At 72.1% G+C, this 14,006-nt stretch carries 13 protein-coding genes and 1 pseudogene; 11 read left to right on the forward strand and 3 right to left on the reverse strand.

The window, feature by feature from the left end:
* Positions 1–231: 231 nt before the first annotated feature.
* On the reverse strand, positions 232–1,080 hold the full coding sequence (locus ACJ9NR_RS22310; RefSeq protein WP_412493551.1) for a DUF3109 family protein: 849 nt from the start codon (positions 1,078–1,080) through the stop codon (positions 232–234).
* A gap of 71 nt (positions 1,081–1,151) precedes the next feature.
* Here ACJ9NR_RS22310 and ACJ9NR_RS22315 point away from each other — a divergent pair, with 71 nt between their 5' ends.
* The 4 genes from ACJ9NR_RS22315 to ilvD all read left to right on the forward strand — a co-directional run bounded on the left by ACJ9NR_RS22315 (position 1,152) and on the right by ilvD (position 5,799).
* The gene (locus ACJ9NR_RS22315) at positions 1,152–2,084 is read left to right on the forward strand and encodes a Ppx/GppA family phosphatase (protein ID WP_412493550.1); all 933 of its coding nucleotides are present in this window, start codon (positions 1,152–1,154) and stop codon (positions 2,082–2,084) included.
* Positions 2,085–2,243: 159 nt separating this feature from the next.
* A complete protein-coding gene (locus ACJ9NR_RS22320) occupies positions 2,244–3,068 on the forward strand; it encodes a sugar phosphate isomerase/epimerase family protein (protein ID WP_412493549.1) in 825 nt (274 codons plus the stop codon).
* Positions 3,065–3,676 (forward strand): TetR/AcrR family transcriptional regulator, encoded by a 612-nt coding sequence (locus ACJ9NR_RS22325; protein ID WP_412493548.1) that lies wholly within the window; start codon positions 3,065–3,067, stop codon positions 3,674–3,676. Before ACJ9NR_RS22320 ends, ACJ9NR_RS22325 begins: the two co-directional genes overlap by 4 nt.
* A gap of 269 nt (positions 3,677–3,945) precedes the next feature.
* Positions 3,946–5,799 carry a dihydroxy-acid dehydratase gene (gene ilvD, locus ACJ9NR_RS22330; protein WP_412493547.1) on the forward strand — a complete coding sequence of 618 codons (1,854 nt, stop codon included), beginning with the start codon at positions 3,946–3,948 and terminating at the stop codon, positions 5,797–5,799.
* 86 nt (positions 5,800–5,885) lie between these two features.
* On the opposite strand, the gene ACJ9NR_RS22335 is transcribed toward ilvD, so the two are convergent.
* Entirely contained in the window at positions 5,886–8,069 is a 2,184-nt protein-coding gene (locus ACJ9NR_RS22335) for a serine/threonine-protein kinase (RefSeq protein ID WP_412493546.1), read from the reverse strand.
* 182 nt (positions 8,070–8,251) lie between these two features.
* On the opposite strand from ACJ9NR_RS22335, the gene ACJ9NR_RS22340 reads away from it, so the two are divergent.
* The 7 genes and pseudogenes from ACJ9NR_RS22340 to ACJ9NR_RS22370 all read left to right on the forward strand — a co-directional run.
* Positions 8,252–8,602 (forward strand): SH3 domain-containing protein, encoded by a 351-nt coding sequence (locus ACJ9NR_RS22340; protein WP_412493545.1) that lies wholly within the window; start codon positions 8,252–8,254, stop codon positions 8,600–8,602.
* 54 nt (positions 8,603–8,656) lie between these two features.
* Positions 8,657–9,175, forward strand: coding sequence for an EamA/RhaT family transporter (locus ACJ9NR_RS22345; protein WP_412493543.1), 519 nt, complete (start codon positions 8,657–8,659; stop codon positions 9,173–9,175).
* Between the two features lie 78 nt (positions 9,176–9,253).
* Complete coding sequence (locus ACJ9NR_RS22350) at positions 9,254–10,027, forward strand: class I SAM-dependent methyltransferase (RefSeq protein WP_412493542.1); 774 nt, start codon at positions 9,254–9,256, stop codon at positions 10,025–10,027.
* A 177-nt stretch (positions 10,028–10,204) separates the two neighbouring features.
* Positions 10,205–11,005 carry an ABC transporter ATP-binding protein gene (locus ACJ9NR_RS22355; protein WP_412493541.1) on the forward strand — a complete coding sequence of 267 codons (801 nt, stop codon included), beginning with the start codon at positions 10,205–10,207 and terminating at the stop codon, positions 11,003–11,005.
* On the forward strand, positions 11,002–11,739 hold the full coding sequence (locus ACJ9NR_RS22360; RefSeq protein ID WP_412493540.1) for an ABC transporter permease: 738 nt from the start codon (positions 11,002–11,004) through the stop codon (positions 11,737–11,739). Before ACJ9NR_RS22355 ends, ACJ9NR_RS22360 begins: the two co-directional genes overlap by 4 nt.
* Positions 11,740–11,834: 95 nt before the next feature.
* A complete protein-coding gene (proC, locus tag ACJ9NR_RS22365; protein ID WP_412493539.1) occupies positions 11,835–12,647 on the forward strand; it encodes a pyrroline-5-carboxylate reductase in 813 nt (270 codons plus the stop codon).
* A gap of 18 nt (positions 12,648–12,665) precedes the next feature.
* Positions 12,666–12,941, forward strand: a pseudogene (locus tag ACJ9NR_RS22370) (helix-turn-helix domain-containing protein); the annotation flags it as partial.
* On the opposite strand, the gene trpS reads toward ACJ9NR_RS22370, so the two are convergent.
* Positions 12,899–13,996 carry a tryptophan--tRNA ligase gene (gene trpS / locus ACJ9NR_RS22375; protein ID WP_412493538.1) on the reverse strand — a complete coding sequence of 366 codons (1,098 nt, stop codon included), beginning with the start codon at positions 13,994–13,996 and terminating at the stop codon, positions 12,899–12,901. The pseudogene ACJ9NR_RS22370 and the gene trpS sit on opposite strands and share 43 nt — an antisense overlap.
* Positions 13,997–14,006 lie beyond the last annotated feature (10 nt).

A 14,006-nucleotide genomic window follows, 5' to 3' on the forward strand; every position in this document is an offset into this window, starting at 1 on the left:
GCCCCGGCTCCGAGCGGCCCGGACGAAACCCGCCGCGGTCCGGCGGCGCCCTGAGGGGACACGCGAGCGGCCAGGACGTCGGCGCGACCGGCGCACCGCGGCGCCGCGGCCGGTGCACCCCGACGCCGCAGCCGGTGCACCCCGACGCCGTCGGCACGGCCGAGTGCGGCACGGCGCGGCACAGTGCGGCGCGGCACCGCCGGTCAGGGCGCGGCACCGCCGACGGGAGGGTCAGTCGGCCGGATCGGCCGGGTGCGGTGCCAGCAGTGGCAGCTGCGAGGCCAGCCGCTGCTCGCACAGCTCGACCAGGCGGTCGTAGCCGGCCTTGCCCATCAGCTCGGTCAGCTCCGCCCGGTAGGACACGTACACCGGGTCGCCCGCGCCGTGCGCCGAGGTCGCCGACGTGCACCACCAGTGCAGGTCGTGGCCGCCCGGGCCCCAGCCCCGGCGGTCGTACTCGCCGATCGACACCTGCAGCACCCGGGTGTCGTCGGGCCGGTCGATCCAGTCGTAGGTCCGCCGGACCGGCAGCTGCCAGCAGACGTCCGGCTTGGTCTCCAGCGGCTCGCGGCCCTCCCGCAGGGCCAGGATGTGCAGCGAGCAGCCCGCGCCGCCCGCGAATCCGGGCCGGTTCTGGAAGATGCAGGAGCCCTGGAAGGGACGGGTCTGGCGGTCGCCGTCCTCGTCCTCGGAGACCCAGCCGTGCCGACGGCCCTCGTCATGGTGCTGCCAGATCTCCGGTGTGAGCCTCGCCACGTGCCCGGCGACGCGCTTCTCGTCGTCCTCGTCGGAGAAGTGGGCTCCCAGCGTGCAGCACCCGTCGTCCGCGCGGCCCGCCTGGATGCCCTGGCAGCCGCTGCCGAAGATGCAGTTCCAGCGAGAGGTCAGCCATGTCAGATCGCACCGGAAGACCTGCTCGTCGTCCGCCGGATCAGGGAATTCCACCCACGCGCGCGCGAAGTCGAGGCCCTGCTCGTCGGCCCGCGGGTCCTTCTTCGACTTCTTCGCGGTCTTCGCAGGCCGCGCCTGCGCCGAACCCTTGGCGGACTTGTCCTTCTTCGCCGTTTTCGTCTTTGGCACACGACCAGCCTAAGGCTCCGGCGGCACCATCCCGTACGGCGGACCGCGCTGCTGGCAGTAGCGTTCCGTACATGAGACTCGGTGTCCTCGACGTGGGATCGAACACGGTGCATCTGCTGGTGGTGGACGCGCACCCCGGCGCGCGCCCGCTGCCGGCGCATTCTCACAAGGCGGAACTGCGCCTCGCCCAGCTCCTCGACGACAGCGGGGCGATCGGCTCCCACGGCATCGCGCAACTGGTCGACGTCGTGCACGGGTGCCTGCAGGCCGCCGAGGACAAGGGCGTCGAGGACGTCCTCCCCTTCGCCACCTCCGCCGTGCGCGAGGCCAGCAACGCCGACGACGTCCTGGCGCGCGTGCGCGAGGAGACCGGCGTCGAGCTGCAGGTGCTCGCGGGTGAGGAGGAGGCCCGGCTGACCTTCCTCGCCGCCCGCCGCTGGTTCGGCTGGTCCGCGGGCAAGCTGCTGGTGCTGGACATCGGCGGCGGCTCCCTGGAGATCGCCTACGGCATCGACGAGGAGCCCGACGCCGCGGTCTCCCTCCCGCTCGGCGCCGGCCGGCTCACCGCCGGCTGGCTCCCCGGCGACCCGCCCGCCCCGGACTCGATACGTGCGCTGCGCCGTCACGTACGGGCACAGATCGCGCGCACGGTGGGCGAGTTCACCCGCTTCGGCACCCCCGACCACGTGGTCGCCACCTCCAAGACCTTCAAGCAGCTCGCCCGCATCGCCGGCGCCGCGCGCTCCGCCGAGGGCCTCTACGTCCAGCGGGAGCTGAAGCGGGAGTCGCTGGAGGCCTGGGTCCCGAGACTGGCCGGCATGACGGTGGCCCAGCGCGCCGAACTCCCGGGCGTCTCCGACGGCCGCGCCGGCCAGCTGCTGGCCGGCGCGCTGGTCGCCGAGGGCGCCATGGACCTGTTCGGCGTGGACAGGCTCGAGGTCTGCCCCTGGGCCCTGCGCGAGGGCGTCATCCTCCGCCGCCTGGATCACATGGGATCGGTGTAGCGCACCCTGAGGGGCACTCGGCGCCGCGGGGCGCCCGGCGCCGCGGGGCGCGGGGAACGGGGCGGGCGACCACGCGCCACCCTCACCCGCCAGTGGCGAAGTCCACAACGGCGCATAGGCGCACCACGGCAGCCGACCCCACCCCGTAACCTGTCCAGCATGGCGGAGCCAGTCGTGCGCATCCCGGATGCGAAGGTCGCGCTGTCCACGGCTTCCGTGTACCCGGAGTCCACGGCGACGGCCTTCGAGATCGCCGCGCGCCTCGGGTACGACGGAGTCGAGGTCATGGTGTGGACCGACCCGGTCAGCCAGGACATCGAGGCGCTGCGCAGACTCAGCGACTACCACCGGATCCCGGTCCTGGCCGTCCACGCCCCCTGCCTGCTCATCACGCAGCGGGTGTGGTCGACCGACCCCTGGGTCAAGCTGCAGCGCGCCCGGGCGGCGGCGGAGAAGCTCGGGGCGGGCACGGTCGTCGTGCACCCGCCGTTCCGGTGGCAGCGCCAGTACGCGCGCGACTTCGTCACCGGGATCTGGCGCATGGCGGACGAGACGGACGTGCGGTTCGCCGTCGAGAACATGTACCCCTGGCGCTACCGCGACCGCGAGATGCTCGCGTACGCCCCCGACTGGGACGTGACGAAGGAGGACTACCGCCACTTCACGATCGATCTCAGCCACAGCGCGACCGCCCGGGTCGACGCGATGCACATGATCGACCGCATGGGCGACCGACTCGGCCATGTCCACCTGGCCGACGGCCGGGGCTCGGCGAAGGACGAGCATCTGGTCCCGGGGCGCGGCAACCAGCCCTGCGCCGAACTGCTGGAGCGGCTCGCCCTGACCGGCTTCGACGGCCACGTCGTCATCGAGGTCAACACCCGGCGCGCGATGTCCGGCGCGGAACGCGAGGCCGACCTGGCGGAGGCCCTGGCCTTCACACGACTGCATCTGGCGTCCGCGGTGAAGGTGCCGAGGCCGTGACCGGGCCCGAGACCGCCTCCCGCCGCCGGGGCCGCCGCCCCCGTACGGAGTCCGCCGGCACCCGCGACCGCATCCTCGCCGTGGCCCGCGAGGAGTTCTCCGAACGCGGCTACGAGAAGACGTCCGTGCGCGGCATCGCCAAGGCGGCCGGGGTGGACTCGGCACTGGTGCACCACTACTTCGGCACCAAGGAACAGGTCTTCGAGGCGGCGGTCGAGGTCGCCTTCGCGCCCGCGCTCAACGCGCCGGCCGCGATCGCCGACGGCCCGCCGGCCGAGGTCGGCGAGCGGCTGACCCGCTTCATCTTCGGCGTCTGGGAGAACCCCACCACGCGTACGCCCTTGCTGGCGATCGTGCGCTCAGCCGTCAACAACGAGACGGCGGCCGCCGTCTTCCGACGCCTGATCGCCTCCCAGCTGCTGCGCCGTATCGCCTCCCAACTGGACCTGCCGGACGCGGAGCTGCGCGCGGCACTCGCGGCCGCGCAGCTCGTGGGATGCGCGATGCTGCGGTACGTGATCAAGGTGGAGCCGCTGGTGTCGGCGGACATCGAGCAGGTGATCGCCCGGGTGGCGCCGGTCGTGCAGGGCCACCTGACCGGTCCCTGAACCGTGACGGCCGGACCGCACGTCCCACCTCAGAGCCCGACCGGGCGAGACGGACCCCCGAGCCCGGCCGCGCGAGACCAACGTCTGAGGGCGGACCCCGAGGCGGACGTCTGAGGGCAGACCCCGAGACGGACACCCGAAACAGACAGACCCCCGAAACAGACAGACCTCCGAGACAGGCGTCCCGTATTCCGGACACTGCGTCCCGACCCCTGGATGACCGGCGTACTGTCGGTATCAGCCCTATCTGTCTGAAGGAGCGAGCGACGATGCCCGAGCTGAGGTCCCGCACAGTCACCCACGGCCGCAACATGGCGGGCGCACGCGCCCTTATGCGCGCCTCCGGTGTACCCGGTGCGGACATCGGCCGCAAGCCGATCATCGCTGTGGCCAACTCCTTCACGGAGTTCGTGCCGGGCCACACGCACCTGCAGCCGGTCGGCCGGATCGTCAGCGAGGCGATCGTGGAGGCCGGCGGCATCCCGCGCGAGTTCAACACCATCGCGGTCGACGACGGCATCGCCATGGGGCACGGCGGCATGCTCTACAGCCTGCCCTCGCGCGACCTGATCGCGGACAGCGTGGAGTACATGGTCGAGGCCCACTGCGCCGACGCCCTGGTCTGCATCTCCAACTGCGACAAGATCACCCCGGGCATGCTGAACGCGGCCCTGCGCCTGAACATCCCGACCGTCTTCGTCTCCGGCGGCCCGATGGAGTCCGGCCGCGCGACGCTTGTCGACGGCACCGTCCGCACGCTCGACCTGGTCGACGCGATCTCGGACGCCGTGAACGACAGGATCTCCGACGAGGACATCCTCCGTATCGAGGAGAACGCCTGTCCGACCTGCGGCAGCTGCTCCGGCATGTTCACCGCCAACTCGATGAACTGCCTGACGGAGGCCATCGGCCTCTCCCTGCCCGGCAACGGCTCGGTCCTCGCCACCCACACGGCCCGCAAGCAGCTCTACGTCGACGCGGCCCGTACGGTCATGGACATCACCCGCCGCTACTACGAGCAGGACGACGAGACGGTCCTGCCCCGCTCGGTCGCCACGTTCTCCGCCTTCGAGAACGCGATGGCCCTGGACATCGCCATGGGCGGCTCGACCAACACGATCCTGCACCTGCTGGCGGCGGCCCAGGAGGCGGACGTCCCGTTCGGTCTCGAGGAGATCGACGCGGTCTCGCGCCGTGTGCCGTGCCTTGCGAAGGTCGCCCCGAACGTCGCCAAGAACCGCACGTACTACATGGAGGACGTGCACCGCGCCGGCGGCATCCCGGCCCTCCTCGGCGAGCTGCACCGCGCGGGCCTGCTGAACGAGGACGTGCACGCGGTCCACAGCCCCTCCCTGGCGGACTGGCTGAAGACCTGGGACGTCCGCGGCGGCTCCCCCTCCCGCGAGGCCCTGGAGCTGTGGCACGCGGCCCCGGGCTGCGTCCGCTCGGCGCAGGCGTTCTCCCAGTCGGAACGCTGGGAGGCGCTGGACGAGGACGCGGCGGAGGGCTGCATCCGCAGTGCCCAGCACGCGTACTCGAAGGACGGCGGCCTCGCCGTGCTCAAGGGCAACCTCGCCGTCGACGGCTGCGTGGTGAAGACGGCCGGCGTCGACGAGTCGATCTGGACCTTCGAGGGCCCGGCGGTCGTCTGCGAGTCGCAGGAGGAGGCCGTCCAGAAGATCCTCACCCAGCAGGTCAAGGAGGGCGACGTCGTCGTCATCCGCTACGAGGGCCCCAAGGGCGGCCCCGGCATGCAGGAGATGCTCTACCCGACCTCCTACCTGAAGGGCCGGGGTCTCGGCAAGGCCTGCGCCCTGGTCACGGACGGCCGCTTCTCCGGCGGCACTTCGGGCCTGTCCATCGGCCACGCCTCCCCGGAGGCGGCGGGCGGCGGCACCATCGCCCTCGTCGAGGACGGCGACCGCATCAGCATCGACATCCCCAACCGCCGCATCGACCTCCTGGTCGACGACGCCGAACTGGCCCGCCGCGAGGCCGCGCTGGGCGGCGTCCACGCCCCGAAGAACCGTGAGCGCAAGGTGTCGGCCGCACTGCGCGCGTACGCCGCGATGGCGACCAGCGCGGACAAGGGCGCGGTGCGGGACGTGTCGAAGCTCGGCTGAGGCACCGTTTCCCATGGGGCCGCTCCTTCGGGGGCGGCCCTCCCCTTTTTTTGCGGTGGCCCGGCCCGCTGCTGCCGGGTCCGCCGTCACCAGGCTGCGGGGTCGTGGGCGTCGACGCAGAAGACGGTGCCGTCGGGGGCCGTGGCGTAGACGTGGCCGCGGGCGAGGACGGGCTGCGGCAGGGAGCCCATCACCACGCCGGAGTCGCTGCCGAGCCGTGGCCCGGTCTGCCCGACGAGGGTGCCCGTGCGGGCGTCGACGGCGAGCAGCCGCCCGTCGGCAGCGGTGACGAACACGTGCGAGCCGTCCGCGGCGGGCGCCGAGCCGCGGCTCACGGACGTCTCGAGGTGCCAGAGCTGCCTGTGCGCGCCCAGGTCGAGGGCCTCCAGGGCGCCGCCCGTGGCCAGCAGGTAGACGATGTCCCCGCGCGTGGCGGCCCGCACGCCGAAGCGCGGCACGGGCAGCGGCATCCGGCGCACCGCCTTCGAGCCCGGCGTGTAGCGGACGACGGCCCTCGTGGCGCCGGAGGCGTCGCCGGCGAGGAAGTAGACCGAACCGCCCGAGGCGCCGACCGGCTTGAGCGACCCCTTCAACCGCGCCGTCCAGCGCACGTCGCCGGTGGCCGGGTCCACGGCGGTGACCGTGGTGTGCGAGTCGTCGGAGGTGTTCGCCGCGTACGCCAGCGGACTGCCGGGGAACGCGGCGAACTGCGGCATGCTCTGGCCGGGCACGCGGTGACTCCACCTCGTCCTGCCCGAGGCGCCGTCCACGCCGGTGACCGTCCCGTCGGCGCCGGTGAGCAGGAGCATGTTCCCCGCACGCTGCAGGCCGCTGTAGCCGGACTCGGTCCCGCGCCACCGTGTCCTGCCGGAGGCGGGATCGAGCGCGACCAGGCGCCGGGAGTCGTCCGGCAGAGGCTGTACGAGCCCGCCAGAGAGCTCCGGCGGCCTGCTCCTGGAGGACGTACCGTCGAGGTGCCGCCACAGCAGGCCGCCGTCGGCCGGGTCGAGGGCGAAGACCACGCCGGCCTGTCCGCAGATCAGCTCCCCGGCACCGTACGAACAGTGGGGCATGCCACCGTGGGCGGCGACGGGCCCGGACACCCAGGCACGCAACCCGGCCGCGGCGGTGGGCGAGGTGCCGCCGCGGGACGAGCCGTCCCGGTTCCCGCCCCCGCCGAGCAGCCGGGCCGCGCCGAGCGCGCCCGTGGCGACGAGGACCAGCGCGAGGCCCGCCAAGGCCGCCTTCCTGCCGCCGCGTCTCCCGGTCCGCGGCTCCCGGGACTCCCGCGGCTCCCGGGATGCCCGCAGTTTCTGCGATGCCCGCGGCTTCTGCGATGTCCGGGGCTCCTGGGACTCCCGCGGTTTCTGCGGTTCCCGCGGCTCCGGGCCCGGCGTGTCCCCGGTCCGCTGCGCCGGTATGAAGGTCTGGGTGTCGTAGGACGCCGCCACCGACCGCAGCTCCCGCATGAGCTCATCGGGTGTGGGCCGGTCCGCGGGCTCCTTGGCCAGGCAGCGCACCACCAGCGGCGCGAGGTTCTCCGGTACGCCGGTCAGGTCCGGCTCGTCGTGCACGACCTGGTAGGCGACGACGTACGGGCTGTCGGAGTCGAACGGCCCCCGCCCCGTCGCCGCGTGCACCAGCACCGACCCGAGCGCGAAGACGTCCGCCGCGGGCCCGACCTCCCGCGGCCGCCGGAACTGCTCGGGCGCCATGAACGGCGGCGTGCCGATCAACTTCCCCGTCTCGGTGCGCAGCTCGCTGTCCTTTGGCCGGGAAATGCCGAAGTCGATGACTCTCGGGCCGTCGTCGGCGAGCAGCACGTTGCTGGGTTTGAGATCCCGGTGGACGACCCCGACCCGGTGGATGTCGCGCAGCGCCTCGGCCAGCCCGGCCATCAGCCGGCGCAACTGGGCCGGCGCCATCGGGCCGTTCCGCTTCACATGCTCGGAGAGCGTGGGGCCGGGTATGTACTGCGTCGCCATCCAGGGCCGTTCACCCTCCGGGTCGGCATCGACGACGGGTGCGGTGAAGGCGCCGCTCACCCTGCGCGCGGCGGCCACCTCCTGCCGGAAACGGCCCCTGAACTCAGGGTCCTTGGCGAACTCGGCATGTACGACCTTCACCGCGAGCCGCATTCCTGAGGCGCTGCGGGCGAGGTGCACCACACCCATGCCGCCGGAGCCGAGGCATGACTCGAGACGGTAGTGACCGGCGTACTCGGGAAGTTCCGCTTCCGCGCCCGCTCCGGTGTTTCCCTGTGGCGCCATGGGACCACCCCCGTGCTGTTCGTCCGCGCGCGCGACGCTTGGAGCCTAGTCGATGTGCCGCACGGGACCGAGGCGGCTTGCTAGTCTCCGCGTGCGAGTTGCGTACACGTGTTTCATGGCGTGTTTCAGGGGAATCAATGGGGCCCCATGGCCGCCATGGGGACCAACGGGGGAGGTTTTTCATGTCTGTTGACCGCGTCGAAGCGACCGAGGACGGCGAGACGGGAAGGGCGGCCGTCGGGCAATCGGCCGTCGCGGGCGAATCCGTCGCCGCGACCGCGTCCGTGCACACCTATCCGATCGCTCCGGGCGTACGCCTCAACGTCCGCAGGGGCCCCGGCACCAACTACCAGATCGTGCGCGTCCTGCCGGAGGGCTCCCGCGTCCCGATCTACTGCCAGACGCCGGGCACCACGGTGAGCGGCCCGTACGGCACCTCGAACATCTGGGACAACATCGACGACGGCGAGTACGTCTCGGACGCCTACGTGTACACCGGCAGCGACGGCTACGTCGCCTCACGCTGCGGCTGACCCGGCACCCTCCCGGCAGGGAGCCCGCCCCGGCCCCGGAGCCATAATCGTCCCGTGAGCGACGAAAACGGCACCTCGGCGACCCGCGCGGGCTCCCCCGCCCCCCACCCGGAAAGCCCCCACCCTGAACCCCTGCGCCTGTTCGGCACCACCTGGGTCGACCACGACAACCGCTACACCGCGCGCCGGATCGGCGCGACCGCCGGCTCCCTCGCCGCCGCCGTCGCCTCCTGCCTCGCCTTCCGGTTCGCCTACCAGGGCCTGCAGATCGCCGACACCGGCGCCTTCGTCACCGTCCTGATGGTCGCGATGTTCGCGATCTGCAGCGCGCTGGCCTTCCGCACCACCTGGGACTCCTTCACCCGCCGCCCCGACCCCGACCGCCAGGCCTCCCTGCGCGGCCTGCTGGCCATCGGTTTCGTCGGCTCACTCCTCGCCTACTTCTTCCGCTCCCTCACCGAGGCACCCGGCGAGAAGCTCCACCGCGCGGAGTACGAGGCGGCCCTCGAGCACTACCAGAAGCGCACCACGCGCCGGTCGGGCAACCCGGCGAAGAAGCGCCGCCGCGGCTGACCGGCCCACCCGCCGGTCGGGCCGCCGCGCACCGAAAAACCCGCTGCCCCCTGCGCGCGGCGGGGTCACCATGGCCGTATGACGGCCTCTTCACACACCGCCCGCGCCCACTCCTTCAACGCCGCCGCAGCCCAGTACGCCGCGAACCGCCCCTCCTACCCGCCGGCCCTCTTCGACCTGATCGAAGACCTGGCCGGCCGCCCGCTCGCCGGCGCCCGCGTCGCCGACATCGGCGCCGGCACCGGCATCGCCACCGCGCTCCTGGCCGCCCGCGGCGCGAACGTCGTCGCCGTGGAGCCCGGTGAGGGCATGGCCTCCGAGTTCCGCCGCGCCCACCCCCTCATTCCGGTCGTCCGCGGCAGCGGCAACGCCCTGCCCCTCGCCGACGGCTCCGCCGACCTCCTCACCTACGCCCAGGCCTGGCACTGGACCGACACCACCCGCTCCGTGCCGGAGGCCCTGCGGGTGCTGCGTCCGGGCGGCTCGCTCGCGCTGTGGTGGAACACCAGCGCCCTCGACGTTCCGTGGATCGACGCCCAGACGGCCCGGATCGGACGTCGCTTCGGCGCCGACACAGTCGTCGACCGCAAGGGCAGCGGGCTCCGCACCGCACTCGCCGACCCCAGCGGCCGCCTGGAGTTCACCCACCGCCGGGTGCGCTGGAGCCGCCACGTCCCGGTCGACACCCACCTCGCCAACATCGGCAGCCACTCGGTCTTCCTGGTCCAGGGCGAACGGAGCGCGAGCGCCTTCCTCACCGAGGAACGCGGCCACCTGCTGGCGGTCTTCCCTGACGGGATCGTCGAGGAGACGTACGTGGTCGAGCTGCTGGTGGCCACGACCCCGTCATGACGTCGCACGGCGACGATCCGCACCAGGGGCCCAGGGGCCCAGGGGCCAGCGGTCTGGGGGCCAGGGAGCGGAGGGGGCGGGAGCCGAGGGGTCGGAGATCAGGGGACCAGGAGGCCAGGGAGCCATGAGGCCGTTCGGCCCTTGACTGGCCCATGCGCCGGTAGCATTATTCATCGCATGATGAATAATGCTACCGAGCGTCCGGGCACGCCAGGAGCACCGGCCGTCCGCGCCGAGGGACTCCGCGTCGTACGAGGCAACCGGCAGGTCCTCCACGGCCTCGACTTCACCGTCCCGCCCGGCCAGATCACCGGACTGCTGGGACCGTCCGGCTGCGGCAAGACGACCCTGATGCGCGCGATCGTCGGCACCCAGGCCAGGATCACCGGCACCCTGGAAGTCCTCGGCCGCCCCGCCGGCGAGGCCTCCCTCCGCTCCCGCATCGGCTACGTCACCCAGGACCCGTCCGTCTACGACGACCTGACGGTCCGGCAGAACCTGCACTACTTCGCGGCGGTCCTCGACCCCGGCCGCGCCGCCGCCGAGCGCCGCCGGCGGAACGTCAGCCGCGCCATCGCCGACGTCGACCTCGTCTCGCACGCCGACGCCCTCGCCGGCAACCTCTCCGGCGGCCAGCGCAGCCGCGTCTCCCTCGCCGTGGCCCTGCTCGGCACCCCGGAACTGCTGATCCTGGACGAACCGACCGTCGGCCTCGACCCCGTCCTGCGCCGCGACCTGTGGAACCTCTTCCACCGCATCGCCGACGAACGCGGAGCCACCCTCCTCGTCTCCTCCCACGTCATGGACGAGGCCGAACGCTGCCACCGCCTCCTGCTGATGCGCGAGGGCGAGATCCTCGCCGACGACAGCCCGGACGCCCTGCGCACCCGCACCCGTTCCGCAACCGTCGAAGCCGCCTTCCTCCACCTCGTCGACCAGGCCGCCGCGGCCGGCGCCCGCAAGGAGACCGTCCGATGAACGCTTCCCGCACCCTCGCCACCGCGGCCCGCGTCCTGCGCCAACTCCGCCACGACCCCAGGACCATCGCCCTGCTCATCGTGGTCCCCTGCCTGATGCTGTTCCTGCTCCGCTTCGTCTACGACGGCAGCCCGCAGATCTTCGACAACATCGGCGCCTCACTGCTCGGCATCTTCCCGCTGATCACGATGTTCCTGGTGACATCCATCGCCACCCTGCGCGAGCGCACCTCGGGCACCCTCGAACGTCTTCTCGCCATGCCCCTCGCCAAGGGCGACCTCATCGGCGGCTACGCCCTCGCCTTCGGCGCCCTCGCCATCGTCCAGTCCGCCATCGCCACCGGACTGGCCCTGTGGTTCCTGGGCCTGGACGTCATCGGCTCACCCTGGCTGCTGCTCCTGGTCGCCCTTCTCGACGCCCTCCTCGGCACGGCCCTCGGCCTGTTCGTCTCGGCCTTCGCCGCCTCCGAATTCCAGGCGGTCCAGTTCATGCCGGCGGTGATCTTCCCCCAGCTCGTCCTCTGCGGCCTCCTCACACCCCGCGAGAAGATGCAGCCCGTCCTGGAAGGCATCTCCAACGTCCTGCCCATGTCCTACGCCGTCGACGGCATGAACGAGGTCCTCAAACACACCGACATGACGACCGACTTCGTACGCGACGCCCTCATCGTGGCCGGCTGTGCGGTGCTGGTACTGGCCCTGGGTGCCGCCACGCTGAGGCGCCGGACGGCCTGAGCACGGGCATCCCGCCCACCGGACACGCCCGCCGCGCCCCCGTCCTCGGTGCGAGGATGAACCGGACGACGCAACCTCCGGAGGGCACCCCAGCCATGACGCAGAAAGTCGCAGTCCTCGGCACCGGCAAGATCGGCGAAGCGCTGCTCAGCGGAATGATCCGCGCCGGCTGGGCCCCGTCGGACCTCCTGGTCACGGCCCGCCGCGAGGAACGTGCCGAAGAACTCCGCACGCGCTACGGAGTCTCCCCGGTCACCAACCCGGAGGCCGCCAAGGGCGCCGACACCCTGATCCTCACGGTCAAGCCGCAGGACATGGGCTCCCTCCTCGACGAACTCGCCCCGCACACCCCGGCCGACCGCCTGATCATCAGCGGCGCCGCCGGCATCCCCACCTCCTTCTTCGAGGAGCGCCTGGCCGTCGGCACCCCGGTCGTCCGCGTCATGACGAACACTCCGGCCCTCGTCGACGAGGCCATGTCCGTCATCTCCGCCGGCACCCACGCCACCGCCGAGCACCTCGCCCACGCCGAGGAGATCTTCGGTGCCGTCGGCAAGACGCTCCGTGTCCCCGAGTCCCAGCAGGACGCCTGCACCGCCCTCTCCGGCTCCGGCCCGGCCTACTTCTTCTACCTCGTCGAAGCCATGACGGACGCCGGCATCCTGCTCGGCCTGCCCCGGGACAAGGCCCACGACCTGATCGTCCAGTCCGCGATCGGCGCCGCGACCATGCTCCGCGACAGCGGTGAGCACCCGGTCAAGCTCCGCGAGAACGTCACCTCCCCCGCGGGCACCACCATCAACGCCATCCGCGAACTCGAGAACCACGGCGTACGAGCCGCCCTCATCGCAGCGCTCGAGGCCGCCCGCGACCGCAGCCGCGAACTGGCCACGGGCAAGAAGGACTGACACAGCAGCCCGCCCGGCGCCGGCCTGGCCGCCCGCGCGGGCATGTCGTCCCGCAGCTTCGCCCGTCACTTCGCCGCGGAGACCGGCACCTCCCCGCTCCGCTGGCTCCTCGACCGGCGCATCTCCGCAGCCCAGAAGCTCCTCGAACGCACCGACCTGCCCATGCCCGAGGTCGCTCGCCGCGCCGGCTTCGGCAGCGAGGTCACGATGCGCCAGCACTTCGCATCGCGCCTCGCCACCAGCCCCCGTGCCTACCGGGCAGCGTTCAGCACGGCACCGGTACCGACCGCGCGGGTCTCGCCCACCGCTCGGGTATCGCCCACGACGCCGGTATCGGACGCGCCCGCATCCGAAGCAGCCGGCAGTAGCCCGATCGCGCGATAAGCGGCGTCGACAGTCGGCCGGGCCATCGCCCGCGCCTTCTCCGCACCATCCCGCAGCACCCCCTCCACATAGCCAGGATCGGCGCACAGCGCACTGTGCCTTTCCTGCACGGGCCTGAGAAGTTCGACCACGGCCTCTGCGGTGTCCTTCTTCAAGGCGCCGTACGACTCATATACACCGGCCAGGGCCTCCGGGTTCCCACCCGTGCAGGCCGCGAGGATCTCCAGCAGATTCGCGAGCCCCGGCCGTTCCTCCCGGTCGTAGACGACTTCCCGGCCGCTGTCCGTCACCGCCCGCATCACCTTCTTCCGCACCACGTCCGGCTCGTCCAGCAGATAGACGACCCCCAGTCCCGATCCGTCGGACTTGCCCATCTTCCGCGTCGGCTCCTGGAGGTTCATCACGCGTGCGGCGACCTTCGGAAGCGTCGCGCGCGGAACCGTGAACGTGTGCCCGTACCGCTGGTTGAACCGCACCGCCAGATCCCGGGCCAGCTCCACGTGCTGCGCCTGGTCCTCACCGACCGGTACGTCGTCCGTCCCGTACGCCAGGATGTCCGCCGCCATCAGCACCGGATAGGTCAGCAGCGACACCCGCACGCTTCTGCCCCGGGCGGCCTCCTTGGCGGCCTTCTCCTTGTACTGGATCATCCGCCGCATCTCACCGTCGGTCGCGACGCACTCCAGCAGGTACGAGAGTCGCGCGTGCTCGTCCACGTGACTCTGCACGAAGAGCGTGCACGACTCGGCGTCCAGCCCCGACGCGAGCAGCAGCGTGGCCGCCTGCCGACTGAGCCTTCGGACCCGGGCCGGATCGTGTTCCACGGTCAGCGCGTGCAGATCCACGACGCAGAACAGCGCGTCAGCCTGGTACTGGTCGGCCTCGGCCCACCGCCGCATGGCACCCAGGTAGTTCCCCAGCGTCAGGTTGCCGGTCGGCTGGATCCCACTGAAGACCCGTGTCATCTCCGCTCCT

The sequence above is a fragment of the Streptomyces sediminimaris genome (assembly GCF_047049295.1).
Lineage (GTDB): Bacteria > Actinomycetota > Actinomycetes > Streptomycetales > Streptomycetaceae > Streptomyces > Streptomyces sediminimaris.

Bases quoted from the DNA above. Each gene is read 5' to 3' on its own strand.
- ACJ9NR_RS22315 (WP_412493550.1), top strand. From the start codon at position 1,152: ATGAGACTCGGTGTCCTCGACGTGGGATCGAACACGGTGCATCTGCTG.
- ACJ9NR_RS22320 (WP_412493549.1), top strand. From the start codon at position 2,244: ATGGCGGAGCCAGTCGTGCGCATCCCGGATGCGAAGGTCGCGCTGTCC.
- ilvD (WP_412493547.1), top strand. From the start codon at position 3,946: ATGCCCGAGCTGAGGTCCCGCACAGTCACCCACGGCCGCAACATGGCG.
- ACJ9NR_RS22335 (WP_412493546.1), bottom strand. From the start codon at position 8,069: ATGGCGCCACAGGGAAACACCGGAGCGGGCGCGGAAGCGGAACTTCCC.
- ACJ9NR_RS22340 (WP_412493545.1), top strand. From the start codon at position 8,252: ATGTCTGTTGACCGCGTCGAAGCGACCGAGGACGGCGAGACGGGAAGG.
- ACJ9NR_RS22350 (WP_412493542.1), top strand. From the start codon at position 9,254: ATGACGGCCTCTTCACACACCGCCCGCGCCCACTCCTTCAACGCCGCC.
- ACJ9NR_RS22355 (WP_412493541.1), top strand. From the start codon at position 10,205: ATGATGAATAATGCTACCGAGCGTCCGGGCACGCCAGGAGCACCGGCC.
- ACJ9NR_RS22360 (WP_412493540.1), top strand. From the start codon at position 11,002: ATGAACGCTTCCCGCACCCTCGCCACCGCGGCCCGCGTCCTGCGCCAA.
- proC (WP_412493539.1), top strand. From the start codon at position 11,835: ATGACGCAGAAAGTCGCAGTCCTCGGCACCGGCAAGATCGGCGAAGCG.
- trpS (WP_412493538.1), bottom strand. From the start codon at position 13,996: ATGACACGGGTCTTCAGTGGGATCCAGCCGACCGGCAACCTGACGCTG.